This is a genomic window from Microbulbifer sp. ABF4_107 (assembly GCF_056312215.1).
Genome location: NZ_CM149983.1, coordinates 2,907,937 through 2,934,404, shown reverse-complemented (window position 1 = coordinate 2,934,404; position 26,468 = coordinate 2,907,937). Strand labels below are relative to the sequence as shown.

The following is a 26,468-nucleotide window of genomic DNA, read 5'->3' as shown; positions in this document are numbered from 1 at the left end:
GCGAATAAGTCCGATGTGGTGAGCGCTGGCCAAGTGGGACAACGAAACTACATCAGGGGCTCGGTACATCTTTTTTACAGCGATAGTGATTTTCAAAAACTGTCAGCATTGCGGATTCCGCCGTTGCCTCTTCGGCAAAGGGCTGTGAAAGTTCTGAGACTTTGCCAATCAGGGTGTCGAGCGTTGCTGCCTCTGGCAGACAGTAGCGGCTGCTGAGCCGTTGGGCCGCGTCGTCGGAGAGGCGGCTGGCACGCGTGCGAATGGCGCGTGCGACAAATTCGGAAGGGCGCTCGTCTGCGGCAACAATATCTTTGCTGGCAGACAGGTAGCCGTGGATAAATGCCCGGCAGCTGGTGGCTTGGGCGCTTTGCTGGTCAACCTGATGGCTTTTGCAAGCCTCTATCAGCTCCGTTGCCGTGAGAGGTTGTGCAAGTACACCGTTTGTCAGGCCAATTGTCAATGCGGCGACGGCCGCGGGGGCAATCACTGCATGCAGTTTTCGCTTCATACTCGTCACCTATTATTTTTATTTATGTTTTTTTAAGGCTGCGCCGGTCTGCGAACCCTCCCTTTGTTAATTTTGCGAAGTGTACGCAGTCTGAAAACTGCACAGCCTGTGGTAAATCTTGCAGAGTTTGCGGGTTTCGTCAAATAAGCTCGGGTGCCAGAGATAGGATTTTTTCTGGTCTATTTTTCTATATTGATATTTTTTAGCGCTGTTATAGAGATCTTGAGCGCCCGTGGCGCACAATATTTCACAACTTTTCGTTAAAAAGTCACAGGCCGCGAGCCAGTTGTAGAAAACCGGTCGCGGTAGAGCATTTTAAGGTGGGAAGGCGAAGGGGCTGCGGGACGTTTTCGGTCAGGCCGATCAGTGATCCCGCTTAACAATGTAATCCGCGAGCTGCTGGAGAATATTAAGGTTGACGTTTTCGGCGCCAGTGGAGATTTCCTGCAAGGCCTGACTGGCTTCCCGATGCAGTTCCTCTGCCTTGGCCTGCGCACCATCCAGCCCGAGCAGCGACACGTAGGTGGGTTTGTTGCGCGCCGCATCTGCGCCCTGGGTTTTACCCAGGACTTCGGTATCGGCGGTCACATCGAGAATGTCATCCTGCACCTGAAATGCCAGGCCGATCGCTTCGGCGTAGCGGGTAGTGGCGGCCAGTTGTATCTCGTTGGCTCCGCCGATCAGGGCGCCGATACGCGCGCTGGCGACAATCAGTGCGCCGGTTTTCAGGCGGTGCATTTCTTTGAGTTGCTCAAGAGAGAGGGTGTGATCCACTGCCGCCAGATCAATCGCCTGACCGGCCACCATGCCGCGGGCTCCCGAGGCATGGGCCAGCTCGCCAATCACCTTTACCTTCAGTTCCGCCGGCAGCGCCGAGTTCACCAATAGCTCGAATGCCTGGCACTGCAGTGCATCACCGGCGAGGATTGCGGTGGCCTCGTCAAATTGGATATGGCAGGTGGGGCGGCCGCGGCGCAGGTCGTCGTCGTCCATGGCCGGGAGATCGTCGTGGACCAGAGAGTAGGCGTGTACACACTCGAGAGCGGCGGCAGCTTCGTGGCAATCTTTCGCGGCGGTTTCGCCGCCCAGTGCCAATGCGGAGGCGTACACCAATGCCGGGCGCAAGCGTTTGCCGGGGCCGAGTGCCGCGTATTGCATAGCGGCAAACAGGGATTCGGCGTCGCTCCGGTCGGCTAGGGCGGCCTTCAGGGTCTGCTCGACCTGCAGGCTGGAGGACTGCAGGAAGGCTTTGAGTTTGGCGGGCACAGGGGTGGAAACCGGGGAGGAACTGCTCACTTACTCCGCGTCTCCGGAGAATTCGTCGGCGGCGTCAAAGGGCAGTTCCTGCACCTTGCCGTTTTCTTCCATCAGTACCTTGACCTTCTGCTCGGCGCTGGCCAGTTTCTGCTGGCACTCGCGGGTCAGTTTCACCCCGCGCTCAAAGTCCGCAAGCGCCTCGTCCAGGGGCAGATCGCCACTTTCCAGTCGCTCCACCAGCTGTTCCAGCTCTTCCAGTGCGCTCTCAAATGTTGCGGCTTTCTTCTTTGCGGGCATGGGGAAAATCTCTGATAGGGCTTGCGGGTGCGGGCAACCTTAGCCGCAAGCGGAAAAGGGGTCAACGGGACGCCCACCTGCGACAATATGGCGCACTTGCGCAGCGGGCTTTTTCGGTAGGATTCATCTGTTGACAAAAACGCCGAACAAGGAAGTTACCGTGTCCCGCACTGCCCCATTTACACTGCGTCCGCTCGCCCTGATCGCACTGATTCCCGCAACCCTCGCTGCCGCAGAGACTGCCCCGCTGCCCGATAATGCTCTCGAGCAGGTCATTGTCACCGCCACGCGCGAGGCCAAGACTCGCTCGGAGCTGGCGGAATCCGTCGGTGTGATCAGCGAAGAGGCGCTGGAGCATATCGCCCCGGCGCATCCCGCGGACGCCCTCAACCGCGTGGCCGGGGTGCATGTGAATAACCTGGGCGGGGAAGGGCATATGACCTCGATCCGCCAGCCCATCTCCACCGCCGGGGTCTACCTGTTTCTGGAAGATGGCATTCCCACCCGTCCCACCGGCTTCTTCAACCACAACGGCCTGTACGAGATCAATGTGCCCCAGAGCGCGCAGCTGGAGGTCACCAAGGGCCCCGCGTCGGCGCTATACGGCAGCGATGCTATCGGCGGGGTGATCAATGCGGTCACCAAGGCGGCACCGGACGCTGCCGAATTTTCCCTCAATGGCGAACTGGGTGCGGACGGCTGGCAGCGCGCGCTGATCTCCGGCGGCAACAAGCTGGGGGAGAGCAGCGCCTTTCGCCTGGACCTGAACAGCACCGCCAGCGAAGGTTTCCGTGAGGAGGCCGACTACACCCGCACCTCCATGAGCGGCCGCCTGGACAGCCAGTTTGCCGAGGGCTGGGACAGCAAGACGGTGTTGTCTTACTCCACCATCGACCAGAGCGGTGTGTCCGGTCTTGAAGAAGAGGACTACCGCAATAATGTGCAGAAGAACCTGTATCACGGGGATATCGGCGGCCGGGATATCGAGGCCTTCCGCCTGTCTTCCGAGCTTTCCTACACCCCCGACGAGAAGAGCCTGATTACCGCCACCCCGTTTGTACGCCACAACACCTCAGCGATGATGCCCAGCTGGATGGTGACCTACGACCCGAATATCCGCGATACCGAATTCAGCTCCTACGGCCTACTGCTGAAGTACCGCCGGGACTTCGACGGCGGTGAAGTGATTGTCGGTGTCGACGCCGACTACACCCCGTCGGAATACCGCGAGGAGCGCATCACCGTCACACAGGACGGTGAGTACTTTGTGGATTACGCGCGCACCGGCGAGCTGACCTACCACTTTGAAGCGGAGCAGACCTCCGTTTCCCCGTATGTACACGCGGAATTCGCCCCCAGCGCAAACTGGCTGTTGAGTGCCGGCCTGCGCTACGACGTGTTCGAGGTGGACTACGAGGACCAGCTGGGTACGCCGAATACGGACCCGTCGCACTTCCGTCCCGCATCCCAGTCCCGGGATTACGACAACCTGAGCCCCAAACTGGGGGCGGTGTACAAACTCAGCGACAGCCACCAGCTCTACGCCAGCTATCGCCACGCCTTCCGCGCGCCCACCGTAGGCACACTGTTCCGCCCGGGTTCCTCCGAGGGCACCACCGAGCTGGAACCGGTGACCAGCGTGAGCCAGGAAATCGGCCTGCGCGGCATTGTCGCGGAGCGGGTGAATTACGAGGTAGCGGTGTATGACATGACCACCGAAAACGACATTGTCAGTTACATCGAGGGCAATGATCGCAAGACCACCAACGCCGGTGAGACCAGCCACCAGGGGGTGGAGGTTTCCGTACAGGCACCGGTGGGGCAGGAGTGGCAGCTGGGGGTTTCCTACGCGGCCATGCGCCAGCAGTACGAGGACTATTCCTATGTATTCAGCCGGTTTGATCCCAGCTGTTTCTGCATGGTCAGCGAAAACCTGAATTTCGCCGGTAACGATATCAGCCGCGCACCGGAATCCCTCGCCAACGTCACTCTGGCCTATACGCCCGAGTGGCTCACCGGCCTGCGCATGGAACTGGAGTGGTCGCATATGGGGGACTACTACACCGACGAGACCAACACCCAGCAATACGCCGGCCACGAGCTGTTCAACCTGCGCGCCACCCACGACGTGGGTGAAGACCTGTCTGTCTACGCGCGCCTGTCGAATATTACCGACGAGCGCTACTCCACCTACACCTCCAACCAGGTGGGCGATGAAGACCTGAGCTACCGCCCGGGACTGCCGCGCTCGCTGTTTGCCGGTGTGCGCTATCGCTTCTGATTCCCTGATACACGGCGTAATAAAAACAACAATCAAAAGAGAACAGCATGAACCTGAAAAAGCAGTGGCTGGACTGGCACAACAAGCTCGGTTGGTGGGCGCTGGCGGGTATCCTGATATGGGCTATTTCCGGTATCAGCCACCCGATGATGGCCTGGTTTGGGCCGTCGGCGGCCAAGTTCTTCCCGCCCTCGGTGAGCCTCGAGGCCTCTGAGCTGGGCAAGCTGCCGGCGCTGCTGGCGGACGGGGAAAAGGTCAGCGGCGCGCGTGTTGTGAAACTGGTGCCGAGCGGCGGTGCACCGTTGCTGCAGGTGACCCACTCCGAGACGGATCCGCGCCGCTACTATCAGCTCGACAGCGGCCGTGAAGTGCTCGATGGCGACCTGCACCAGGCCCGCTGGCTGGCGGCCTATTACAGCGGCCGCCCGGTCGATGAGATTGCCGATGTGCAGGTGCAAACCCGGTTCGACAATACCTATCCCTCGGTCAATCGACTGCTGCCGGTGTACCGGATCCGGTTTGAAGGTGACGATGGCCTGACCCTGTTCGTGCATACGGAAACGGCGGCCCTGGCCTCCATGACCGACAGCACAAAAACCGTAATGCAGGGTGTGTTCCGCCAGCTGCACACCTTTGCCTGGCTGGACGATCTGGAATACGGCCGGCTGATTCTGGTGGGCCTGTTGATGCTGACCCTGTTTGCCTTTGCGGCTACCGGGCTCGCACTGGTATTTGCTTTGAAGCAGCGCAAGATCAAGGACGGCAAGCGCCGCTATCACCGCCTGCTCGGCTATGTGCTGTGGCTGCCGCTACTGGGCTGGTCCGCGAGCGGCTTCTACCACCTGCTGCAGTCCTCCCTGGTGGAGTCGGTGCAGGGGCTGCGCCTCGGCGAAGCGGGGGAGTACCGCAATCTGAATACGGATTTTGCCTGGGTAAGCGCGCTGGATGGCCGCGCCATCAACAGCCTGTCGCTGATTCGCGGCGCAGAGGGCATACCCCTGTACCGCGTGGGCCTGGCGCCGGCACAAAGTACCGCGCCCGGCACTCGCAGCCAGCGCTTTGATGGCCGCCCATCGGAAGCGGGGTCCCTGTTTGTGGATGCGCGCAGTGGCCAGTTGCTGACCGAATTTGGTGACCGCGAACAGGCCCAGCTGCTGGCTGCGCGGCTTGCCGGTATTCAGCCACAGGATATCGCCGGTATGTCGCTGGTGACCCGCTACGGGCCCGGCTACGACTTTCGCAACAAGCGCCTGCCGGTGTGGCAGGTGGACGTCGCCAATGACGATAAGACCATGCTGTTTGTAGATCCGGTGACCGGGGTTCTGGTGGATCAGTCCCGTGGCGTCGATCGTGTCGAGAGCCTGTCTTTCTCCCTGTTGCACAAATGGAGCCACCTGACCCCGTTTACCGGTCGCCAGGTGCGGGATTACCTGATCGTCGCCACCCTGCTGGTATTGATCGGCAGCAGTGTGATCGGCGGTGTGATGCTCGCGGGGCGCCGTAAAAAGGCGGTGCGCAAACCCCGGAGCGCGAGTACTGGGCCAATGCCCGCCCCCGCGACATATTAGCCGATACAATAGCAATACACGTATTACCGAGTAGATTGCCCGTGTCATCCCCAGCGCCACCCTTGGGTGGAGACAAAACCATCATCACCAACCTGCGGCGCCTTACGGCGCTGCGGGCCATCGCGCTCTCGGCCTATATCGGTGTCAGCTTGTGGCTGGCGGATTCTCTCAGTGGCAGTGCACTGGTGTTTGTATTGCTCGGAGTGGTCACCACGCTGATCAGCGGCTGGCGCGCGCGCGGCAGTGTTGCGGTGGGGCGGCGGGAGTTTTTCGGTCACCTGCTGATGGACTGGCTGTGGCTGCCGCCGTTGCTGGCCTTTAGCGGCGGCGCTGCCAATCCCTTCGTCACCTATCTGCTGGTTCCCCTGACTATCGCCGCGGCCACCCAGCCGCGCTTTTTTGCCTGGCTGATGGCCGCCATCAGTATCGCCATCTACACCGGATTGATGGTGTTTTTTCCCGGTGTGGAGAGTGGGTACGGTGCTCACGCCGGCCACAACATGAGCCACGCCAGTGAGGGCAGTGATTTTTATCAACACCTGATCGGCATGTGGGCAACCTTCACCTTCTCTGCGCTGCTTATCGCCGGCTTCGTCAACAGCATGGCGGAGGCCCTGCGCAGCCGCGATCGCCACCTGCACAAGTTGCGACAGGAGCAGGCGCGGCGCGATCAGGTCCTTTCCCTGGGGACGCTGGCGGCGGGCACTGCCCACGAGTTGGCCTCGCCCCTGCAGACGATCGGGTTGCTGGTGGAGGAATTACAGGCGCAACAGCAGGACTTTTCCGAGCCGGTAAAAGACGATCTGGAATTGCTGCAGCAGCAGGTCAATCTGTGCAAGCAGGCCCTGGAGCAGCTGAAAAGCCGCGCGCGGGACCCTGCGGGCAGTGAAGAGCTGCAGTCGGTGGCGGCGTTTATCGAGCGCAGCCTGGAACGCTGGCAGTTGCTGCGCCCGGACGCGCGCTTCACGCTCCAGCAGCGTGGTTCCGATCAGCAACAGGCACGTCTGCCGCTGACTCTGGAGCAGACCCTGATCAATATTCTGAACAATGCCCTGGATGCATCTCTAGCCGGGGATATTACACAACCGGTGGCTCTCGATGTGGACTGGAGCAGAGATCGCCTGTGCATCGAAATTGCCGACAGTGGCCGCGGGCTCGAATCTGAGGACCCGAGTGCGGAATCCGGTGGTTTTGGTATTGGACTGATCCTGTGCAAAACCGCACTTGCGCAGCTTGGCGGCAAGTTGACGCTGACTGCGCGCAAGGATGCTCCGGGTACGGTTGCCACCATCGAATTGCCGCTGGAAGTCGAGTGTGAGGAAATCTTGTGAGTCACTCCGCCCCACGACTACTTATCGTCGACGATGAATCCGGTACCCGCAATATGCTGGAGCGGGCCATGTCGCGCCGGGGCTTTGACACCCGGGTGGCAGAGTCGGTGGATGAAGCGCAGGGATTGGTCGCGCGGGAAAAATTCGATTGCGCACTGCTGGATCTGAAAATTCACCACGACAGTGGGCTGGAGCTGATAGCGCCACTGCGTTCGGCCAACCCGCGTGCGCGGATCATCGTTCTGACCGGTTATTCCAGCATTCCAACCGCGGTGGCGGCCATCAAACTGGGGGCGGACGACTACCTGTGCAAACCGGCCGGAGGCGATCAACTGGTGGCGGCGTTGACCGGCGAGCAGGGCGCTTTGGATGATGTACCGGAGTTGCCGGAAATCGCCAGCGCACCGCCGTCGGTCAACCGGCTGGCGTGGGAGCATATTCAGCGGGTGCTGGCGGAAAACGATGGCAATATTTCCGCAACCGCCCGTGCCCTCGGGATGCACCGGCGGACCCTACAGCGCAAATTGCAGAAACGGCCGAAAGGGCAGTAACTCTTTTCTCACCCCTCCGCCCAATCTCTCCATACCCGCCGCTGGGTCGGGATGATGGGATCCACCGTCATGCCGAACTTGATCCGGCATCCAGCCCGCAACCAGCCGAGTACTCCGCTTCCCGGATCACGGCCTTCATCGGGGTGCGTCGTTTTAAGGCAGAAAATGTTCCAGCTGCCGGCCGCCGCCCTTTATCTCCTGTTCCATCAGGTAGTGGGCCAGGGCGCGCTTCTGGCTGTTGCTAAAACCGTAATTGGGCATCGGCGGCGTGGGGGTGTCGAAGTAATCCGCGAGCTGCTTGATGGTGTAGCGACGGCTCAGGTCTTTTAATGGAAGCTGCTGGTGGCAGCGGATGCAATTGCGGCGCTGGTAAATCTGCGCGCCCTGTCGGGCGGCACTACTGTCGATGGCGAGTGGTTTCTTGGGGGCGCTGATCGGCGGGCGCCTGTCCGCAGGCGTTGAATTTTCGCCCGAGAGTGCGCCCGCGCGCACGCGGTAGATCGCACCGGCGTAATCGTCGGAAATATAAATATTGCCCCGTACATCTTCGGCGATATCCACCGGTCGCCCGAACACCGTCTCGCGGTCTTCGGATAAAAACCCCCAGACAAAGTCCTCTGCGTGAATGCGTCCGTCCTCATCCCAGTGCAGTACCAGTACCTTGTAGCCGTCTTTGATATCCCGGTTCCACGAGCCGTGCAGCGCGACAAGGGCCGAATCACGGAAATCGGCCGGTTGCAGGGGGCTGCGTAAAAAGCGCATCCCCAGCGGCGCGTTGTGCGCGCGGAATTCATATACCGGTGGAATGGACGTTTTGATTTTTTGCTGAATGCGCGCACTGCCGTTAATCCCCAGGTCCGGATCTGGAATACGGTCGCCATTGGCGTAGGGCCAGCCGTAAAAGCCATCCTTCTCAATTCGGTTCAGTTCACAGGGGGGGAAATCATTGCCGAGCCAGTCGCGGCCGTTGTCTGTAGCGTAGAGGGCGCCATCTTTGGGAGACCAGTCGAAACCGACGCTGTTACGCAGCCCGGTGGCGAAAATCTCGAAATTGCTGCCGTCCGGTCGAAAGCGCATGATCGTTGCGCGCTGTGGGTCTTCTTCTGCACAGACATTGCAGGTAGAGCCGCTGGAAAGATACATCCAGCCATCCGGCCCCATACCGATGGTTTTTGTCCAGTGGTTACCGGTATCGGCAAGGCCGCTAACGACCTTCTGGTAACTGCCGGCGATACGGCCATCCGAGTGGTCGAAAGGAACTCGCCCCACGCCGTCGCTTTCCGCGATAAACAGCCAGTCTTCAAACAGCGCCAGGCCATGGGGGCGCTTGAGACCGTCGATCAGTACCCGCTTGCCATCCGCTTTCCCGTCGCTGTTGCGATCCGCCAGCAATAGGCTGACCTGCCCGAGCTTGGGTTGTGACACCAGCAGGTCGCCGTTGCGGGTAATTGCCATAAAGCGCGCGTTGGGAACCTGATCGTCAAACAACGCAACGTGAAAACCGTCGGCGACCTTTATCTGGTGCCGTACGGTATCTTCATTGGTACTCGCACCGAACAGTTGTCCCCAGGGAACATTCACCCCGGGCACCCATCCCAGTGAAAGTGCAATTACCAGCGCAAATACCCCAATGGCGCCAAATGCTGCGAAAAGATAAAAAACTAGCGCTTTTTTCGACGTAGATCTCACAGTTGTCTTGATCTCGTAACAGAAGTAACTATAGTAAGCCGCTGAATGTCGCACAGACGTACCAGTTGCGATACGCGCCACGCACTCCCCCCGGACCTGATCAGGTTTAATGTGACGCCCGTCACTCGCTTGTAAGACATCTCTTACAACAAGTTCAGCACTTTCCCACTACCCTAAATTTCTCTTTCGACCATAATGTATTTGCAAGGACGGAGAACGGATTGCAACGGCGGCAAGGACAGGTCACCAAGGATTGGAGACCGCGCTGCCAGCCCGAAAGGATTTGGGCACCATCCTGTGAGACGCACCGCTTGGGCCGGATTGCTCAAGCGGTGTTTTACATTCTGGGTCTGCAAATTCTCTTCCTGCTACCTTTCTTATCCGATACCGCGCAGCATTAGGTTATTTATTCCACCGCGCGTACCTTGTCTATACAGGCGCTGCCACCACCACCCGGTAAATTTTTGCAGCAGATTGCCTCCACTGTCTGGAAATCGTCACAAACCTTCGCTTTAATCAGAGCAAGCCGGTGAATTTTTATGACCGGTGGGTATGAGGAGGATAACGAATTCAGTAATCAAATGCTGTACCCGTTCGTATCGCAACCACCCGCTCATCACTGGTGGTCGAGCCTCCATCGGCTCCAGAATTCGCCGCAGTCCTCCCGCGTATCGCATTCTCCTGAATTCCCCGCTTTTCTCCCCAAGACTTCCGCCCACACTTTCTCTGATGTTTCGTCTATATCCCTGAGCCCCGCTGGCCTGCCTGCGGGGCTTTATTGTCTGTTGAGCTCGCAAAAACGGGAGGTGAACTCGTGCAAGCGCAAATCCTGAGGTTAAACCTCGCTGGCCAACCCCTTGAATGGCTGACCTGGGAAGAGGCCGCCTGCCTGTACGTGCGGGAACTGGTCACCTGGACACTCGGTGGAGTGGTGCAGACCGTACACGGTGGCATCAACCGCTTCGGCGAACGCTCCACCCTCGACCTCGCCGCCATCATCGCCTGCGGCGGCGACCGCATGGCCCGCCCCCGTACCCGCCCCCCACTCAACAACCGCGCCCTGTTCGCCCGCGACCAGCACATCTGCCTGTACTGCGGCAACCGCTTCCCCATCCGCGAGCTCACCCGCGACCATATTCACCCGGTCTCCAAAGGCGGCCGCGATACCTGGGAAAACGTCGTCACCGCTTGCCGGCGCTGCAACCAGCACAAGGGCAACCGGCTACTGGAAAATATCGACATGGAACTACTGGCACTGCCATTTGTGCCCAATGCGGCGGAATACCTGGCACTTACCAACAGCGCGCGGATTCGTGGAGATCAGATGGAGTTTTTGCGGGGGCAGTTTTCGAGAAAAAGGCAGGAAGGGTGGCTGTCAGAAGTACTGCCGCAAGCAAGTTAGCGATAGTAGAAAGTACCCCATAAAGTTGGGGCGAAGGCGTCGATACCGGGTAAAGCCTTGCGAGACCTTCACCGCCATGGATGGCGGTGCAGAGCCCCAGGGATGGGTTCACCGCGTGTCTCGCAAGGCTTTACCCGGTAGCGGCGCCGCCACAGTGTTCAAGAGACCGCTGAGTGGATCAAAGCACCGAGGTAAGAGGAGAAGTCATGCCCCTGGTTTTGCAGCATTTTCGGGAACATCGAAATAGAAGTCATACCCGGAAAGGTATTTACCTCATTCAGATAAATCTCCCCGTCATCCGTCAGAAAGAAATCAATCCGCGAAAGGTCCTTTAACTGTAAACCCACAAACGCCCGCTTCGACGCCTCGCGAATCCATCCCAGCTGTGCATCCGACAAACCCTCCGCCACCACATGGGTCTGCGCCCGGCTGGCCTCCGCGTACTTTTCTTCGTAACTGTAAAAAGTATCCTCCGGTGCACACACCTCACCCGGCGGCGTCACAACCAATTCGCCGTCATAGAGGTAAGCCGCCACCTCCAACTCCCGCACCTTCAGACACTTCTCCACCAGCACGTAGGGCGACAGCTTGAACGCCTCCCGCAAAGCGCCGTCCAGAGCCTCCGGGTCGCTCACCTTGTAACAACCCACCGAAGACCCCTGATTCGACGCCTTCACAAACACCGAACCCCATTGCTTCAATGCATCCTGCGCCTTCGCCGCCTCGTCTGCGTTGTCCGCACATAGAAACTGATACGGGGTGTTGTCGATCCCAAGCGCCGTCAGCCACAGCTTGGTGGTGATCTTGTTAAAACACACCTTGCTTGCCTCAGGCCCGCAGCCGAAATAGGGCAGCCCGAGAATTTCCAGCTGCGACTGCAGATCACCGGTTTCGCCGGGGTAACCGTGAATAGAGGGAATTACATAATCCACCGGTTGCGCACTGCCGGAATTCCCGCCAGAAGCGCTGTACAACAGCTTGTCCGAACGCAGCTCCCGCACCTGACCGCTTTCATCCACAAAGCGGCCGTCGGCGTCCATGGTCACCCGCGTCAATTGAAACTTTGGCGACTTCGCCAGTTCCCGCTGGATAAAATCTGCGGTGCGCAGGGAGACATCGTGCTCACTGCCGCCACCGCCGCAGATCAGCAAAACGTGAATGGTCTGTGATGGGTTGCTATTTGGGGCCTGTTTATTCATCTGGCTCTCATCAGTTGTTCGGCTCTGCCGGTGCCGTCAGTACCTGGGCGCACTGAGTTGGCATCTCTGGTTTCTTCGGCGGCTTTTCCGGCTTGGGTTTGGTCGGCGCGGTACCGTTTAGAATGGCGTAAAACTCATCGCTGAACCACCAGTCCAGACCACCGCCGCAGGGATTGCCGCGTACCTTCGCCTGCGGTTTGCAATTTTTGTCCCCCGGCGGGCAATTCAGGCGCACGTGGAAATGGTAGTTGTGCCCCCACCAGGGGCGCACCTTGCGCAGCCATTCGTTATCGCTCCCTGCAATATTGCACATTTTTCGCTTGATGGTGGGATGCACGAAGATTCGCGCGACGCGAGGGTCTTCCGAGGCGAGACGCAGAATACCGGGAATACGCGGATCCCAGTTTTTCTCCAGCAGCATATGCTTGCGGTCATCGGCCATGGGCATGGCGGAGATATTATCCCGCTCCCAGGATGTCAGCGGACGCTCGGCGGCGCGCTTGTCCTGGGAATACCAGATATCCGCATCCAGCCCCTGCTGGTGGCTCTTGTGCCCGCTGCTAAATGGCCCGCCGCGGGCCATGGACATATCCCCAATCTGCAGCCGCCCAAGGTTGTGTTCTTCCACGGCGTTGGAAAAATCCTTGAGAAACTCCACCAGATACGGATTGCCATAGTGACGGTCGCGCCCGGTACGCACCAGCTGGAAGCCTTCGCCTCGCAGTGGCATCTGCTCCGCGCCACTCAGGCAGCCATTGCTGTAGCCGCCGATACTTTCCGGCAGTTGGTTGGACGGTTTCTTTACCGCTTCCCAGGGGTTTTTGGCGGATGTAGTGCTCGCCAACAGAGCCAGTGTGGCGGCGGACAGAATTTGAAAGGCTTTCTTGATCTGAGGCGACATGGTTACTGCGGGTACGTCGATTTAGGGTTTAGTGGTCGAGAAATTATAGAGGTTCCGTCCGCTAGTTCTGTGGAAGTATCCGCTTTCGTAGTAATTCATTGAGGGTTGATGCGAAGGCGCTGATACCGGGTAGGCCCTTGCGAGACCTTCAAAAACAGGATGTTTTTGCAGAGCCCCCATGGATGGGTTCACGGCGTGTCTCGCAAGGGCCTACCCGGTAGCAGGGCCACCAAGATAGTTTCTACTCCTGAGGGAGCAAAGTGGGAGAGTGCTACAGCACTTCCCGACAAGCCGCCACCAGCGCCTGCATTTCCTCATCGGTTCCAATGCTGATACGCAAGTACTCACTAATCCGCGGCTTGTTGAAATAGCGAACGATGATATTGCGCTCGCGCAAGGCCAGGAACAGTGACTCGGCAGAAATCTTTGGGGGTTTGGCGAAAATAAAGTTTGCGGTGGAAGGGACGATATCGAAGCCGATGTCGGTCAGTTCAGAGCAGGTCCACTCGCGGGTCGCGATCACCTTGGCGCAGTTGTCCGCGAGCCACTCCCGGTCGGCAATCGCCGCCGTCGCCACCTTCTGGGCAATACCGTCAATGGGATAAGAGTTGAAGGAGTTCTTCGCCCGGTTCAGCCCCTCGATCAGGTGTGCCTGTCCCATGGCATAACCCAGGCGCAAACCCGCCAGGGCGTGGGATTTGGACAGGGTGTGGATCACCAGCAGGTTCGGGTAGCGGTCGATCAGGGCGACCGCACTCTCGCCGCCAAAGTCGATATAGGCCTCATCGATCACCACTACCCGCTCCGGGTGTAACTGCAGCAGCTTCTCGATTTCCGCCAGCGGCAAATAGCGTCCGGTTGGCGCGTTCGGATTGGGGATAATCACGCCGCCGGCGTTATCGATGGCAAAGTCTTCTACCGCGATGGAGAAGTCGTCCCGCAGGGGCAGCTTTTGTGACTCGATGCCGTAAAACTGGCAGTACACGGGATAAAAGCTGTAAGTGATGTCCGGATACAGCAGCGGCTCCGGGCGCTGGAAGAAGCTGTAGAAGGCGTGCGCCAGTACCTCGTCGGAACCGTTGCCCACAAACACCTGCTCCGGTGACAGATCGAACTGGGCGGCGATGGTCTCGCGCAGCTGGGTGGATTCCGGGTCCGGGTAGAGGCGCAGATGGGCAGCCAGGCCTTCCTCCTGCAGCACCGCCTGTGCCTTGGGGGAAGGTGGGTAGGGGCTCTCGTTGGTATTCAGCTTGATCAGGCGCGCGGTGGTCTTGGGCTGCTCGCCGGGAACATACGGCTGCAGCTTCGCCACAGCGGGGCTCCAGAAAAGGCTGTGATCTTTGCGGGACTCGGTCATGACATTCACTCCTTGTGCGCGCCAGAAGGCAGCGGCGCGCGGAGATTTTATGTGTTCACGGCACAGAGTTCGACGGTTGCGGTGGAATAAAGTGGGCGATTACTCGCCGCGTACCTCCAGCTCCGCCTCCGCCGTCTTCTTCTTGGCCGGCTTTGTCTCGTCGTCCGGCTCCAGCGGGATATCGAACAGCGCCGGCGTGGATGCCAGGAACTCTTCCAGAGGCACCGGCTTGCGCCACAGCAGGCTCTTGGATTTCAGCTCCTTGGACACCTCAGGGGAGTCGCTGAACTCGTCCATCTTGCCAATCTCCACCGCCGCGGCAAAGCCAAGGAAGCACCAGGGCAGCAGTACCGAGGCCACCAGCCGCCAGTGGGGAGCAATGTTCAGCGCGAGATAGGCCGCGCACCACAGCATCACCGGTAGGATTACCGCCAATGCCAGGATATTCAGCAGCGGCAGCGCCTGGTGCAGGTTGAAGTTGAAGTTGAGCAGGGAGCCAAACCACTGCCAGGCGGCATAGACCAGCGCCGCGGTGGCAGCGATGGACAGGTGTGCGAGGAAGTGGGCCTCGTGCTTGACCACCTTGCCGATAAAGGCCCAGGCCGCAGCGTAAATCAGCAGTCCGATCACCGCGTCGGTGAGTACTTCCACCGCCCCGGTCCACTCGAATTCCATGGTGCTGCCGAGGTAGGCCAGCCACAGGCTGAGCCCTGCCACCAGCAGGCACAGGGCGATGGCGACAATCGGCGTTGCCGCCCGGTCGAACACATTTTCCGCCGAGTGCAGGGGTACCGCCGGCGCCACGCTCATTTCCGCATTGATAAAACGCACCCGGCTTTTGCCGATCTGCACTTCGTCACCACACTGGATCTGGCGCTCGCTCACGTCCGCCTGCTTGACGGATTTATCGCGAAAGTTGCGCATCAGGCGCATGCCGTTGAGGCTGTTCAGATCGCGCAGTACATAACAGCCGTCTTCATCCTGCACCACTTCCGCGTGTACCGGGTCTACGTGCGGGTCTTCCAGCATCACGTCGTTGCTGTAGCAGCGGCCCAGCGTGGCGCGCTCGCCGTTCAGGCGGAAGCGGTTACACACCCGGTGGGCACGATTGATTTCTTCGATAATCAGTGCCATTGAACTTCGCTCGCAAACTTCTGGGTAAAGGCGGTGGCGGATTCCTGGGTGAACCCGGACAGGGTGAAGTGGCTCACCAGGGCGCGGTTGTCGTGATCCACTGTGAGGCTCACATAGAAGACGTCAAACAGCTCCGGGTAGTCCTTGTAGCGGCGCACACAGTAGGAGGTGCGTGCGATCACCGGCTCACCGCTGCCGTTGGCCTTGGGCGGCGTTTGCGCCTCGTCGCCGGAGTCCTCGCCGTTTTCTTTGTTTTTTGCACCGTTGCCAGAGTGCGTCTTGCCGTTGCGCGGGTGGGTGGTGAATTGCTGCTTGCAGTTAAAGTCGGTTACATCGTCCTCTCCGGCACTGTTGCCGGGGAAGAAGCCGCTCATATTTTCCTCGTAGGCCGCGTAGAAACGCGAAGACAGAAAATCGTCTTCGGACTCCAGCCAGAAAAATTCGTATTCCACCCGCCCGGTATCAAAGGTTTCCGACAGGAATACCACATCCTGCCCTGTACACCCTTTGGCCACCTGCTTCACCAGTTCGTCTTCGTCGTCGCTGGTGTTACCCCAGCACTGGATCGAGGGCACGATTTCCCCCACCACCATGGCATCGCCCAGGGGGCGCAGCTGCCATTTGGCGTCGAGGATCTGGTCGATTATGCGCTGCTGGTTCTGATGCAACTGACGGCTGATAATCGGCTGCAGTTCCAGCGCGCCGTTGCCCTCGCCGGCTTCTTTTTTATAGTCCTGCAGCAGGGCCACCAGCTTGTCCACTGGTACCAGGAAGCTGATCTGATTGCCCGCAGTAGCCACGTTGATCCCCACCACCTGACCGTTGCGATTGATCACCGGGCCGCCGCTCATACCGGGATTGATGGAGCCGGAGAAGTGAATGCGGTCGTAAAAGCTGCCACCGGCGATGCCGTTGTAAGTGCCGGGGACGATGGTCATTCCCAGATCCAGCGGATTACCCATGGAGACAATGGTCTCACCCTTGCTCGGCGCCTGGCTGGCCAGCTGCAGAAAATCCGGGCCGGGCGTACCCTTCTGGCGCAGGATCGCCAGATCGTTGACCACGTCCACATCCAGCAGCTCAAGCTCGCCTTCCTTGCCATCCACCGACAGGTATTTAAGGACGTACTTGTCGGCATCGTGCACCGCCTCGGAGACCACGTGGTAATTGGTGGCGATCAGGCCGTCTTTGGAAATCTGGAAACCGGAACCCAGCCCCGCCTTGGAATTGGAGGAGTGCTCGATCAGGCGAATCTGATACAGGCTGCCGCGGTAATCGCTGTACAGTTGTTCGTAGCTTTGCGCCTGTGCAAAAGAGGCCGTTAACAGCAGCGCAATATAGGCAGTAACAGCCAGAGGAAGCGTGCGGAAAAAAGCGCGACAATCCAGGCGCGTAAACATTCTCGACATTTTTAATTAATCAGCGCTGTTTAATTGATGGGCGAAATGACCGCCGATCTTACGGGATCGGCTGCGGGCCAACAAGCAATCGTCCGGCAGGCGCAAACCTGCCCGGTGCATTGGGCACCGACTTCACAGTGTAGTGAAAGCCAGGGCAACACGCCGCGCCCAACGAAACCGGTCATGCCGGGTTCGATCCGGCATCCAGCAAGGAACCATCCAGGCACTCCGCTCTCTGGATCCCGGCCTGCGCCGGGATGACGACATCACCGTCATGCCGGACTTGATCCGGCATCCAGCACGGAACCACCCAAGCACTCCGTCCCTCTGGATCCCGGCCTGCGCCGGGATGACAGCCCCCCCGTCATGCCGGACTTGATCCGGCATCCAGCACAAAACCACCCAAGCACTCCGCTCCCTGGATCCCGGCCTACGCCGGGATGACGGAATCGCAGTGGCGGAGAAAACGTCAGGTTGCACAACAAATCCCCACCCGTGTAATAGCGTGTAATGGCGTGTGATCGACCTGTAATGGCGAAATCCGTAAATTTCACCTCAAGGTTGAAGGGGACGCGATGCCCGGCCCTCACAGGAGCCGCGGCAAGGTGGATTGCAGACACCCTGTTTCCGGTGTCCGTTACGGAAAACGGATCTACGGATAAGGATCAGCGGGAGCGAAGGATTTGCTCTCGTCATCGGCAAACAGCAAAGCGCCCTTTAACCATTTTGCCAAAGGATTGGTAGTTACCTGTCTCCGCAGAGCCTAGGCGGCAGGTAACCAGATCAGGAAGACTTCGGCGCAAGCCGAACCGTCAGGCCGGCCCGGTAACCACAGAGCCTAGGAAGCCGGGATCGTGGAAGGGCCTGACAGAGGCACGGATGCCTCATTTCGCTCTTGATAGTGTTGTTGTAACCGTAGATGGCTGGGACCATCTGATTTATACCGGCAGTAAGCTTGCTTACTGCCGGTTTTTTTTAATCAAAGTGCTATAGAAACACGCCGATCGGTTGCAGTAAGCTATGTGACGCAGTTCTCGTCCTGAGTCTGCGTCTGATTCAGATACTTTCCAAGACCATTGACCCCCTGGGCGGTTTGCAGGGCAGGTGAGCAATCGCTCGCTGATTACAATTATAGGGATGACAACATGAACAAAGCAGAAGTGGATAATTATTGCGACTCCTTGCCGGAGCTGGTGGTTGACGTGCCGGCGGAAGGCATGGAGATCGATATGATGCTGCGCCCGGTAGAGCCCGAAAATGGTACCGCACAGTACTGGCCCTTCTATGAGACGTGCAATCCGAACGAACTGTTTGGCAATATGGACTTTAAATTTGGCGGTCGCGGGGGCAAGGTGGTGATCAACCTTACTCTCGATCTCTCCGCCGTGCCGGGGCGTGATCTGGAGTTTGCTCTGAGTACCAACCGCAAACTGGATGGTATCCTGGCGCTCAGTCCGGACTTCAAACACCAGTTCAAGACTACTGCCAAGCGGGTGAATGGGCGCTATACCGAGCTAAAAATCGTTATCAAGGATAAAGAGAATAAGCCGGATAACTTCAAGTTCCTGTGGTTGTGTGAAGCCGTTGATGGTGGTATGCATTTTGTATCTGGTGATCCTAGAGCTCGTCTTGTACCTATTTGATTAATTGCAGATAGTATTTTTTACTCGTAATGATACTGATTTTTGGGTGCAGAGCGATTTAAACTTTGGCATTTTGAACCACTCTGCACCCATTTCCTGATCAAGCAAGTCTTCGATATAAACGCTCGCGGAACCCCACTCTCGCGCAAGTGCGTAAACTTCGGCTGCAGCATACTTTACTGAAGTGTCGTCGGGAGCGAGTTGAATTAATTTTAGTATTAATCGGATTGAGGTTGTGTGGTCGTCGAGGTTTGCTGATGCCAGTGCATTGCTTAATTTTGATTCGAAGTCATCTTTTTCATTCGTAAGTTGTAAAACTTTCAAATAATTTTCATTCGCGGAGGTGGTGTTCCCCAACATTTTTTGGATGTCAGCGATTTGAGTAATCGTGTAAATATCATTTGGCACGAGGGCTAGTACTTGCTTGTGTTGCCGTTCAGCCTCTACATACTTTTTCTGCAAGTAGTAAATGCTGCCCAGGTTTGATTTCGTGCGCCAGTCACGAAGGGGCTTTGGGATCGATATAATCGCGTTTTCTGCGGCTTCTAAGTTGCCGCTTTCCAGCTCGATAACGCCAAGGGCGGAATAGGATGACCAGTGATTAGGGTAGGTTTTAATAATTTTAGTTAAAGTTTTTCTGGCATCAATATAGTTTCTGCTAGCAATTTGATTTAGTGCTATCAAGAAAAAGTTATCTGCGGTCGGGTTTAATTTGGCCGCTTCTTGTGCTTCATTCAAACCTTCAGTGTACCTTCCTGTACTATAAAAATATCTCGCCTTCCTGTTTTTAAGGTCAGCAATTGGGTAGTCGGTACCTTCCAGTTTTGCCGCTGTCTCTTCAAATTTATCCTGATGCTCTCCAAAACTATATATAAAAAGTCGCATCTTATTTGCAGTTTCTGCGTCAATCCCGAAGCTCTCAGCTTGATTTATATGTTGGAGTGCAAATTCTAGTTGGTTCGAATCTCCAGTGATGGCGTAGATCCGGACGGCCGTATTCACTATGGCTTGAAAGATAGGAAGGTTTTCGGGGTATTTTTGGGAGAGCGTATAAAGTAGGTCGAGGTCATTAGAGTTAACATCTTTACTTTCTAGGCGGCTGATGATTTCAATGTACAAACTATAATCACTTTCTTTCATCGGCGTATTTTTGGCGGATATCTTATGGTATGTATCAGAGAAAAATTTAGTTCCAATGCTGGTGATTCGATACTCAGCCTCCTGACGCATTTCACTTAGAAACGTAAAACTATTTTTTCCTCGAATAAAATTGCTGGCTGGGTTGATCAGTTGTAGTTCGATGTCGCACCAGGATTGAATGCAATTTAGCCGCGCAAACAGAGCATCGGTTACCCCCTTGTCTTTTAATTTTTGCAACTGTGCATCAAAGTTGTGTCCCTCCTTAGATTCAAAACTCACCAACGCACTCGCCTTCAACTGCGAAACCGAGTTCATCAACGCCTGCCGCACCATAGTCCGGGTTAGCGTCTTGGCATTCTCCTCCCCGCGAATCTCCCCGTTAATCTCCACCGGCATCACCGCAATATACTGCGGTTCCAGTCGGGTAATTTCCTTCCAGGCCCAGTAACCCCCGCTACTCAAAACCAGTGCGGCGGCAACAACCGCCAGCCCCCGCTGCCAGCGGCGGCGGCTTTTGACTTTGTGGTGGGTAAACAGGTCGGTCAGCGTCGCGGTGTAGTCTTCGCTTTCGGCCTCCAGCCCCTGTTTATGCAGCAGGGCAAATCCCTGGTACACAATCTGCGCACTCTGCGGGCGCATTGCCGGATCTTTGGCAAGTAGTTTGTCCAGCAGTATCGCCAGCGGTTCGGGGATACCGGCCCAGGCCTGTTGCGGCGGGGTGTGCGGGTCGTTGGTGACGCGGTGGGCCATGGCCAGGGCGCCGGTGTCGTTTTTGCCGAAGGGGCGGTTGCCGGTGAGCAGCTCGTAGGCGATGGTGCCAAGGCTGAACAGGTCGCTGCGGGCATCCAGGGCTTTGCCGAGGATCTGTTCCGGCGACATGGCGGTGATGGTGCCGGCCAGCTGGTTTTCTGCGGTGAGGGTCTGTTCGTCCAGCTGCTGGGATTTGGCGATGCCGAAGTCGGTGATCTTGGCCACCGGTTCGCCCTTGGCGTTTTCCGCAATCAGGATATTGTCGGACTTCAGGTCCCGGTGAATGATGCCAAGGTCGTGGGCCTGCTGCAGGCCCTGGCAGATCTGCATCAGCAGGCTGAGTTTCTGTTGCAGATTGGGTGTGCGCTCGCGCATCCAGGCGCGCAGGGTCGTGCCCTCGATATATTCCATCACCAGGGCAACGCTGCGGCCGCCATTGTCCAGGGTGTCTTCCAGCACATCGTGCAGGGCGACAATATTGGGGTGATTGAGCTGGGCGAGCAGGCGCGCTTCCTGCTGGATACGCTGGTGGGCATTGTCACTGGCGGCGTCGGCCTTGAGCCGCTTGATCGCCACCCGCCGGTGCAGCTTGCGGTCTTCCGCCAGGTAGACCACGCCCATGCCGCCGGCTCCGAGGGTGCTCTGGATCTGGTAGCGGTCGCTCAGCTGCGGCGTATCGGTTGCGGGAGATTGCGGTGCAACCTCGGAGTCGGCAATGTCCATCTGCGTGTGTTCTTGTTGTGATTGAGCCCGGACCCGTTACCGCTGGGCCCACATAGGAAACACGAACACTTAAAACGGGCGCGCCGGAGTGTTGAAGAGTGGATCGGTTATGCGATCAAAGCTTCGTGCTGGCTTCGCCACTGGCGGCGATCTGGGAATCACCGGCCGGTTTGTTCTTGTGTTCGGCACCGCCGCAGAGTCCGGGGTATTGCTGCCGGAGATCATCGAAGGCGGTCAGGTTGCAGATTTTGACAAACCGCGGGGTGCAATACCAGATGGGGGAGATACCCAGTTCCAGGGTTTTGCGGATATGTACCTTGGCGGAGAGCAGATCACCGGTGGTGATGTACACCTGGGCCTGGGCGTAATTGACGTAGAGGTCGTCCGGGGCGTCGCGGCGGATCTTGAGCAGGTTTTCCACTGCCTTCTCGCCTTCGCCCAGCTCGGCGTAGGCGCGGGCCTGCATCAGCAGCCCCTCCCAGTCGGTGCGCTGGCGGGTCAGTGTCAGTGCCTGCCGGGCAAATGTTTCGGCGACTTGCGGTTGTTTGAGCTCGCGGGCTATCTCTGCCCGGTACAGCAGCGGGTCGGCGTCTTTGGGGGCGAGATCCGACACGCGCTGGAAGCAGGTCTGGGACTGGTCGTACTGCTTCTCGATGTAGTAGGCCAGGCACAGGTTGTAGGTGTCCATGGGGCCAATGCGATCGAGACCGGCTTCGGTGAGCAGGCGGATGGTCTCCTTCGGTTGCCCCTGGTCCAGCAGGTTGCTGGCGAGCAGGGAGATGGCATCGATGTAATCGCTGTTGAGGGCGATGGCCTGCTTGAGCACGGCGTTGGCCGCGGGCATATCGCCGCCCAGGGTGAGGTTCAGGGCCTTCTGGTCCAGATAGGCGTAACTGGTACGCAGTGCCAGCGCGCGGTCGATGCTCTCGAGGGCCTGGCTGTAGTCGCCACGCAGCTGGTGGTAAATGGCGTTCAGCTGGTGGTAGCTGGCCTTGTCCGGCAGAGTGAGTTTCAGTTTGGCCAGCAGGGCTTCGGCGCTGCCGGGGTCGTCGCGCATCATCGCCAGGCGCAATTGGCTGATCATGAACTCCGGTGTTTCACCGAGCCGAGCCGGTGCCTTTTGCAGCAGGTCGGCGAGGCGGGTGTCCGCCTCCGCGGCACGGGTATTGAACTCGTGGTCGATCACCATCTCGCCGTAGAGTTCATATAGGGGGGCAAAGCCCGGTGCGCGCTTTTGCAGCTCGTCCAGCTGATCCAGCAGGTCCCCGAGGCGCAGGTAGTCGTAGCGGCGCTCGTAGATTTCCAGGTAAGTGAGGTAGTCCTTGTCGCTGATTTGGGTGGCGCCGGTGTTTACCTGAGCGGGGTAGTCTGCCAGCAGTTTGTCGACCTTGTACAGGGTGCGGGCGCGGCTTTCCAGCCCCTCCTCCATGGCGAGCCGGGTGCTGCGGGTGCCGATCACTGCGAGGGAGGTGCTGTCCAGCAGCTCCAGGGACAGTTCACAACTGTGCTCCTGGCACTCCAGGTCGGGAACCAGCAACAGGTCGGCATTGAGGGATTTCGCCTGGGTCGCCAGGGGTTGCCCGGCGAGCCTGCGGGATTCGGAGTAGGAAATCAGGTGCAGGCCTCGGCGGTCGGAGAGGCCCTGCTTGAGCGCGTTCTGTACGTTGCTGATCAGCAGGCGCTGATTGTGGGAGATGTTTTCCTGCCCGCGAACGCTGGGCTCCAGTACCGCGATATAGCGGCCCGTCTGGGTTTCTGCGGGGGGCGAATACAGCGATACCCCGAGCACCACAGCGATGCCGGCGGCGCACGCGGCCAGGATACCACCGGTAATGCCGGCGATTCGTGCAAACTTGCGGTGCGGTTTGTAGGGCTGGTGGAAATAGCCCTCAGCGGTCACCGTGGCGGTAACGCTGTGAGTGCGGGTGAAGCTGGAGCCGCTGCCGCGAATCTGCTGTAGCAGGGATTCCAGTTCCGCGGCCACTTCGGCGGCATTCAGCGGGCGCTGCTCTGGTAATTTGGCCAGCAGCCGGTCCAGCAGGTCGCTCACCGCATGGGGCAATTCCGGTGCCAGTTTTGCCGCCGGTGGGTGCGGGCTTTTGACAATGCGATCGACGATCACATAGGGGCTGTTGTTGTCGCCGAAGGGGTTCTGCCCGCACAGCAGTCGGTAGGCGACCACACCGAGGGCGAACAGGTCGCTGCGGTTGTCCAGCGGTTTGCCCTGGGCCTGCTCCGGTGACATGGCGCCCCAGCTGCCCGCCACATGCTGTTCTCGGGTGAGGTCGCTGTCTTCGTGCCAGTTTTTGGCGATGCCGAAGTCGGTGATCTTGATGGTACCGTTGCTGTCCACCAAGATGTTTTCTGCTTTCAGATCCCGGTGGATGATACCGGCACTGTGGGCGCGGGTCAGTCCGGTGCAGATCTGTTTCAGTAGTTGCAGCTTTTGCAGCAGGTCCGGTGAGCGCTCTTTGCTCCAGCGGTCGAGGCTACAACCGTCGACGTATTCCATCACCAGGGCGATGCCGTCTTGCCCTTCCACCACATCGTAGAGCTGCACAATATTGTTGTGATTGAGTTGCGCGAGCAGCATGGCCTCGCGACGGATGCGTTCGTCGGCGTTACTGCTGTTGGGATTGCGGAGGAGCTTTTTGATCGCGACCTGGCGGTTGAGGCGCTCATCGGTGGCCAGGTACACCACGCCCATGCCGCCGGAACCCAGTCTGGCGGTGGCGTGATAACGGCCGATATAAAACGGTAACTGCTCTGGCTGCATGTTGATGACTGCGGTAATTAAATCTACGGGAGAACCGCCGTCCGTGGATTCAGTCCTGCTCCTTGCTCGGGCCGGCGTTACGCCGGCTCCTCTTCGGAAACTGCGCGTACCGGGTATTCCCCGGTGGACGCTTCCAACTCTTCTTTTTGTGACCCTTTGAAAATATCCAGCTGGGTGCAACCCAGACGCATTTCATAGGAGCGGCGCTCTACCAGGCGCGACGTGTCGATGGCGTCTGGCAGGCTGTCGGCTATCTGTTTGCGGGCGCGAAAAATCTGGGTGTTGAGGTGGTTGACGGTAATGCCCAGTTCGCGGGTGGCGAGGTCAATGGCGACCCAGCCCTGGTCCGCTTCATCCACACCCCGTTGAATATCGCGGATACGCGCACGCGCCAGATATAACAGCAGGTAATTGTGTGAGCGGGCAGCCAGGTCCAGCTTCATCTCGTCTTTGGCCAGCTGCAGCTGCACGTGCTCCTCGTGATGGCTCACGGTGTAGCGCAGGCGGAAGTCGGAGATGCACAGATTTTTGAACGACAGCTCGGTTGTGGTGCTCTGGCTGTTGCCGAGAAACAGTTGCCAGCTGCTGCGGGCGCAATCAATGCGCGCCCCGTGGTTGACGACCTTGGCGCTGTCGCTGTTTTCTGCGCAGTCGAGAATGTCGTAGATCCATACGCCGTTAACCGGGTTGAAGTGCAGGCTGGCGATGGGGTCGTGTTCGTCTGGCAGCAAGTGGTAGGACTCCAGGGGAATGCCTTCACCGGTTTGCATATCGATTAGCAGGTTTTCCGGGGGATCGAGGTTTTCCACTACCCACATAGGGTTGTCGTTGCGGCCAAACGTCAGTCTGTCGCCCAGTTGCAGCTGCTGGTTTTTCGCGGGAATCAGTTGCTGACCATTGACCCAGGTACCGTTGCGGCTGAGGTCACGGATGATCCAGTGGCTACCGGTCCACTGGATGGCAGCGTGGATACCGGAAATTTCCGGCAGTGTGATGCGCGTGTCAGCGACACCCTGGCGGCGACCAACGGTGTGGTGCGCCATCAGGTAGACCGGTTGATCCCGGTCAGGATGTTGCAAGCAGGCCATGTTCAGTCCTTTCCCCAAAAGGCTGTATGGAACATCGTGCGGGCTGCCCGTGCCGAGTGCGGCGGTTGCGGGTGCTCGGGTTCCATACAGAAGTTGCAAGACAGGGCGGCCGGAATTGCTTTTTACCGAGCACGGCCATGTGCTCGGTTGAAGAGAGGGCGATTGCCGCTCTCACCGGATTCTTGCCGGTAGTTTTCGCCGGGGCGCGATCGCGGGTGTGGGGGTAGGCATGTGGCCCGCTTGCGGAAAGACCTGCGGGTTATTGCGTCCACCCATCGTTGCTACGGGAGATTGCTGAGCCGTTTGTTGCCGCGACAGTGCAGTGCGCCGCTGTCTTGAGTCAGTACTCGCTTACCTCTGGCTGCCTGTTTACAGGTGAGCCGGTGGTCGGGAGAGCACCTCAGTGTTGTCGCTCCATTTATACCCGACTACGGCCCGAATGCAATGATTGGATGAGAATTATTACGAAATAGAGCAAACCTTGCGCTGGCGTGCGGGTCAACGTGTGATCTTTGCGTCAGGTGTTCAATTTTCGTGATCGGCTCTGGATGGTTTGCCGGTGTCGTGGGTGGGCAGATTGCGCCCGTCTTTGCGGTCCAGGTCGCCCACGTCGAGCACCGGGGAGGCGTCGATATGTTCCGCATCCATCATCAGGGCGACCCGCTGCAGAGAGGAGATGATCATCGACTGCTCCCACTCGCGCAGATCCCGGAATTGCTTGACGAAGTGCTCCTGCAGCGGAGTTGGCGCGTCACGGATGATATCGGCGCCTTTGTCGGTGAGGTAGGCGTGCACCTTGCGCTTGTCTTCCGAGGAGCGCTCCCGGTACACCAGCCCGCGCTTCTCCAGGCGGTCGAGGATCGTGGTAACTGTGGCCTGGCTGAGGCTGATCTCCTTGGCGAGGGCGCCGATGGTGACCTGCCCCTGCTCGCGAATGGCCTGCAGCAGCAGCAATTGCGGGGCGGTGAGCCCGGCGGTTTTAACCAATTGCTTGGAGTGCAGGTCGGTGGCGCGGATCAGGCGGCGCAGGGTAATCAGTACTTCTTCAATTTTATCCATCAGCAGCAGGCTCTCGAAATCGGGGTGGCAGGCGCGGCGGCTTAATTGCCCGCGGCCGATTTTGGTTTCTGCGCCGGGTTTGTCAATTGTTGTGTCCTGGCGACCCTGCCGAAAGTCGGGTTTTGAATTATCAGTCGGTTTCTGCGTGGAATCTGGTGCCGTGTTTTTGTGGCCATCTCCGGAGGGGTTATCGCGCCCGTCAATGGTGCGCACGCCCTGTGGCTGCGCGGGTTGCGCGTGATTCTGGTGCTCATCGCTGGCGCTGAAATTGGCTGCGTTCTGATCAAGTTGCATAAGGCTTGGCCTTGCGCCCTCGGTAATATTTAGAGTACTATGGATTTAAATGTTTAGAGCAGTAAATAACTTTTTGAGAGAAAGGTCAAATTTCAAACGGAACACGGGCGTATCGACAGG

Annotated in this window: 19 protein-coding genes; 6 read left to right on the top strand and 13 right to left on the bottom strand. The window is 58.4% G+C overall.

Features of this window, described 5'->3' with window-relative positions; all coding sequences use genetic code 11:
* Positions 1–52: 52 nt before the first annotated feature.
* The 3 genes from ACYX4K_RS11995 to xseB all read right to left on the bottom strand — a co-directional run bounded on the left by ACYX4K_RS11995 (position 53) and on the right by xseB (position 2,062).
* Positions 53–508: a hypothetical protein gene (locus tag ACYX4K_RS11995; RefSeq protein ID WP_475091894.1), complete on the bottom strand. Its 456-nt coding sequence runs from the start codon at positions 506–508 to the stop codon at positions 53–55.
* Positions 509–871: 363 nt separating this feature from the next.
* Positions 872–1,774, bottom strand: coding sequence for a polyprenyl synthetase family protein (locus tag ACYX4K_RS11990; protein ID WP_475093923.1), 903 nt, complete (start codon positions 1,772–1,774; stop codon positions 872–874).
* A 30-nt stretch (positions 1,775–1,804) separates the two neighbouring features.
* Entirely contained in the window at positions 1,805–2,062 is a 258-nt protein-coding gene (xseB, locus tag ACYX4K_RS11985; protein WP_475091895.1) for an exodeoxyribonuclease VII small subunit, read from the bottom strand.
* Positions 2,063–2,222: 160 nt separating this feature from the next.
* On the opposite strand from xseB, the gene ACYX4K_RS11980 reads away from it, so the two are divergent.
* Genes ACYX4K_RS11980 through ACYX4K_RS11965 form a run of 4 tightly spaced genes read left to right on the top strand, consistent with a single transcriptional unit; the run spans position 2,223 to position 7,793 of the window.
* Positions 2,223–4,343, top strand: a complete 2,121-nt coding sequence (locus tag ACYX4K_RS11980; protein ID WP_475091896.1) for a TonB-dependent receptor — start codon at positions 2,223–2,225, stop codon at positions 4,341–4,343.
* Positions 4,344–4,390: 47 nt separating this feature from the next.
* A complete protein-coding gene (locus ACYX4K_RS11975) occupies positions 4,391–5,911 on the top strand; it encodes a PepSY domain-containing protein (protein WP_475091897.1) in 1,521 nt (506 codons plus the stop codon).
* Positions 5,912–5,952: 41 nt separating this feature from the next.
* Entirely contained in the window at positions 5,953–7,242 is a 1,290-nt protein-coding gene (locus ACYX4K_RS11970; RefSeq protein WP_476178700.1) for a sensor histidine kinase, read from the top strand.
* Positions 7,239–7,793 (top strand): response regulator transcription factor, encoded by a 555-nt coding sequence (locus ACYX4K_RS11965; protein ID WP_475091899.1) that lies wholly within the window; start codon positions 7,239–7,241, stop codon positions 7,791–7,793. Before ACYX4K_RS11970 ends, ACYX4K_RS11965 begins: the two co-directional genes overlap by 4 nt.
* A gap of 153 nt (positions 7,794–7,946) precedes the next feature.
* Here the strand turns inward: ACYX4K_RS11965 and ACYX4K_RS11960 are convergent, their stop codons facing one another.
* The gene (locus ACYX4K_RS11960) at positions 7,947–9,374 is read right to left on the bottom strand and encodes a DUF7133 domain-containing protein (protein ID WP_475091900.1); all 1,428 of its coding nucleotides are present in this window, start codon (positions 9,372–9,374) and stop codon (positions 7,947–7,949) included.
* A 922-nt stretch (positions 9,375–10,296) separates the two neighbouring features.
* Between ACYX4K_RS11960 and ACYX4K_RS11955 the strand changes: the two genes are divergently transcribed.
* Complete coding sequence (locus tag ACYX4K_RS11955) at positions 10,297–10,884, top strand: HNH endonuclease (protein WP_475091901.1); 588 nt, start codon at positions 10,297–10,299, stop codon at positions 10,882–10,884.
* 158 nt (positions 10,885–11,042) lie between these two features.
* Here the strand turns inward: ACYX4K_RS11955 and ACYX4K_RS11950 are convergent, their stop codons facing one another.
* The 5 genes from ACYX4K_RS11950 to ACYX4K_RS11930 form a co-directional block, all read right to left on the bottom strand.
* Positions 11,043–12,083: a D-alanine--D-alanine ligase gene (locus tag ACYX4K_RS11950; RefSeq protein ID WP_475091902.1), complete on the bottom strand. Its 1,041-nt coding sequence runs from the start codon at positions 12,081–12,083 to the stop codon at positions 11,043–11,045.
* Between the two features lie 10 nt (positions 12,084–12,093).
* A complete protein-coding gene (gene mepA / locus ACYX4K_RS11945; protein ID WP_475091903.1) occupies positions 12,094–12,984 on the bottom strand; it encodes a penicillin-insensitive murein endopeptidase in 891 nt (296 codons plus the stop codon).
* 271 nt (positions 12,985–13,255) lie between these two features.
* Positions 13,256–14,341, bottom strand: coding sequence for a histidinol-phosphate transaminase (gene hisC / locus ACYX4K_RS11940; protein WP_475091904.1), 1,086 nt, complete (start codon positions 14,339–14,341; stop codon positions 13,256–13,258).
* A gap of 99 nt (positions 14,342–14,440) precedes the next feature.
* The gene (locus ACYX4K_RS11935) at positions 14,441–15,475 is read right to left on the bottom strand and encodes an FHA domain-containing protein (RefSeq protein ID WP_475091905.1); all 1,035 of its coding nucleotides are present in this window, start codon (positions 15,473–15,475) and stop codon (positions 14,441–14,443) included.
* On the bottom strand, positions 15,466–16,884 hold the full coding sequence (locus ACYX4K_RS11930; RefSeq protein ID WP_475091906.1) for a S1C family serine protease: 1,419 nt from the start codon (positions 16,882–16,884) through the stop codon (positions 15,466–15,468). The genes ACYX4K_RS11935 and ACYX4K_RS11930 overlap by 10 nt, the downstream gene beginning before the upstream one ends.
* A gap of 1,136 nt (positions 16,885–18,020) precedes the next feature.
* Here ACYX4K_RS11930 and ACYX4K_RS11925 point away from each other — a divergent pair.
* Complete coding sequence (locus tag ACYX4K_RS11925; RefSeq protein ID WP_475091907.1) at positions 18,021–18,518, top strand: hypothetical protein; 498 nt, start codon at positions 18,021–18,023, stop codon at positions 18,516–18,518.
* Here the strand turns inward: ACYX4K_RS11925 and ACYX4K_RS11920 are convergent, their stop codons facing one another.
* The 4 genes from ACYX4K_RS11920 to ACYX4K_RS11905 all read right to left on the bottom strand — a co-directional run bounded on the left by ACYX4K_RS11920 (position 18,519) and on the right by ACYX4K_RS11905 (position 26,054).
* A complete protein-coding gene (locus tag ACYX4K_RS11920; protein ID WP_475091908.1) occupies positions 18,519–21,131 on the bottom strand; it encodes a protein kinase domain-containing protein in 2,613 nt (870 codons plus the stop codon).
* A gap of 115 nt (positions 21,132–21,246) precedes the next feature.
* Entirely contained in the window at positions 21,247–23,907 is a 2,661-nt protein-coding gene (locus ACYX4K_RS11915; protein ID WP_475091909.1) for a protein kinase domain-containing protein, read from the bottom strand.
* Positions 23,908–23,984: 77 nt separating this feature from the next.
* A complete protein-coding gene (locus ACYX4K_RS11910; protein WP_475091910.1) occupies positions 23,985–24,995 on the bottom strand; it encodes an FHA domain-containing protein in 1,011 nt (336 codons plus the stop codon).
* Positions 24,996–25,520: 525 nt separating this feature from the next.
* The gene (locus tag ACYX4K_RS11905; RefSeq protein ID WP_475093924.1) at positions 25,521–26,054 is read right to left on the bottom strand and encodes a MarR family winged helix-turn-helix transcriptional regulator; all 534 of its coding nucleotides are present in this window, start codon (positions 26,052–26,054) and stop codon (positions 25,521–25,523) included.
* Positions 26,055–26,468 lie beyond the last annotated feature (414 nt).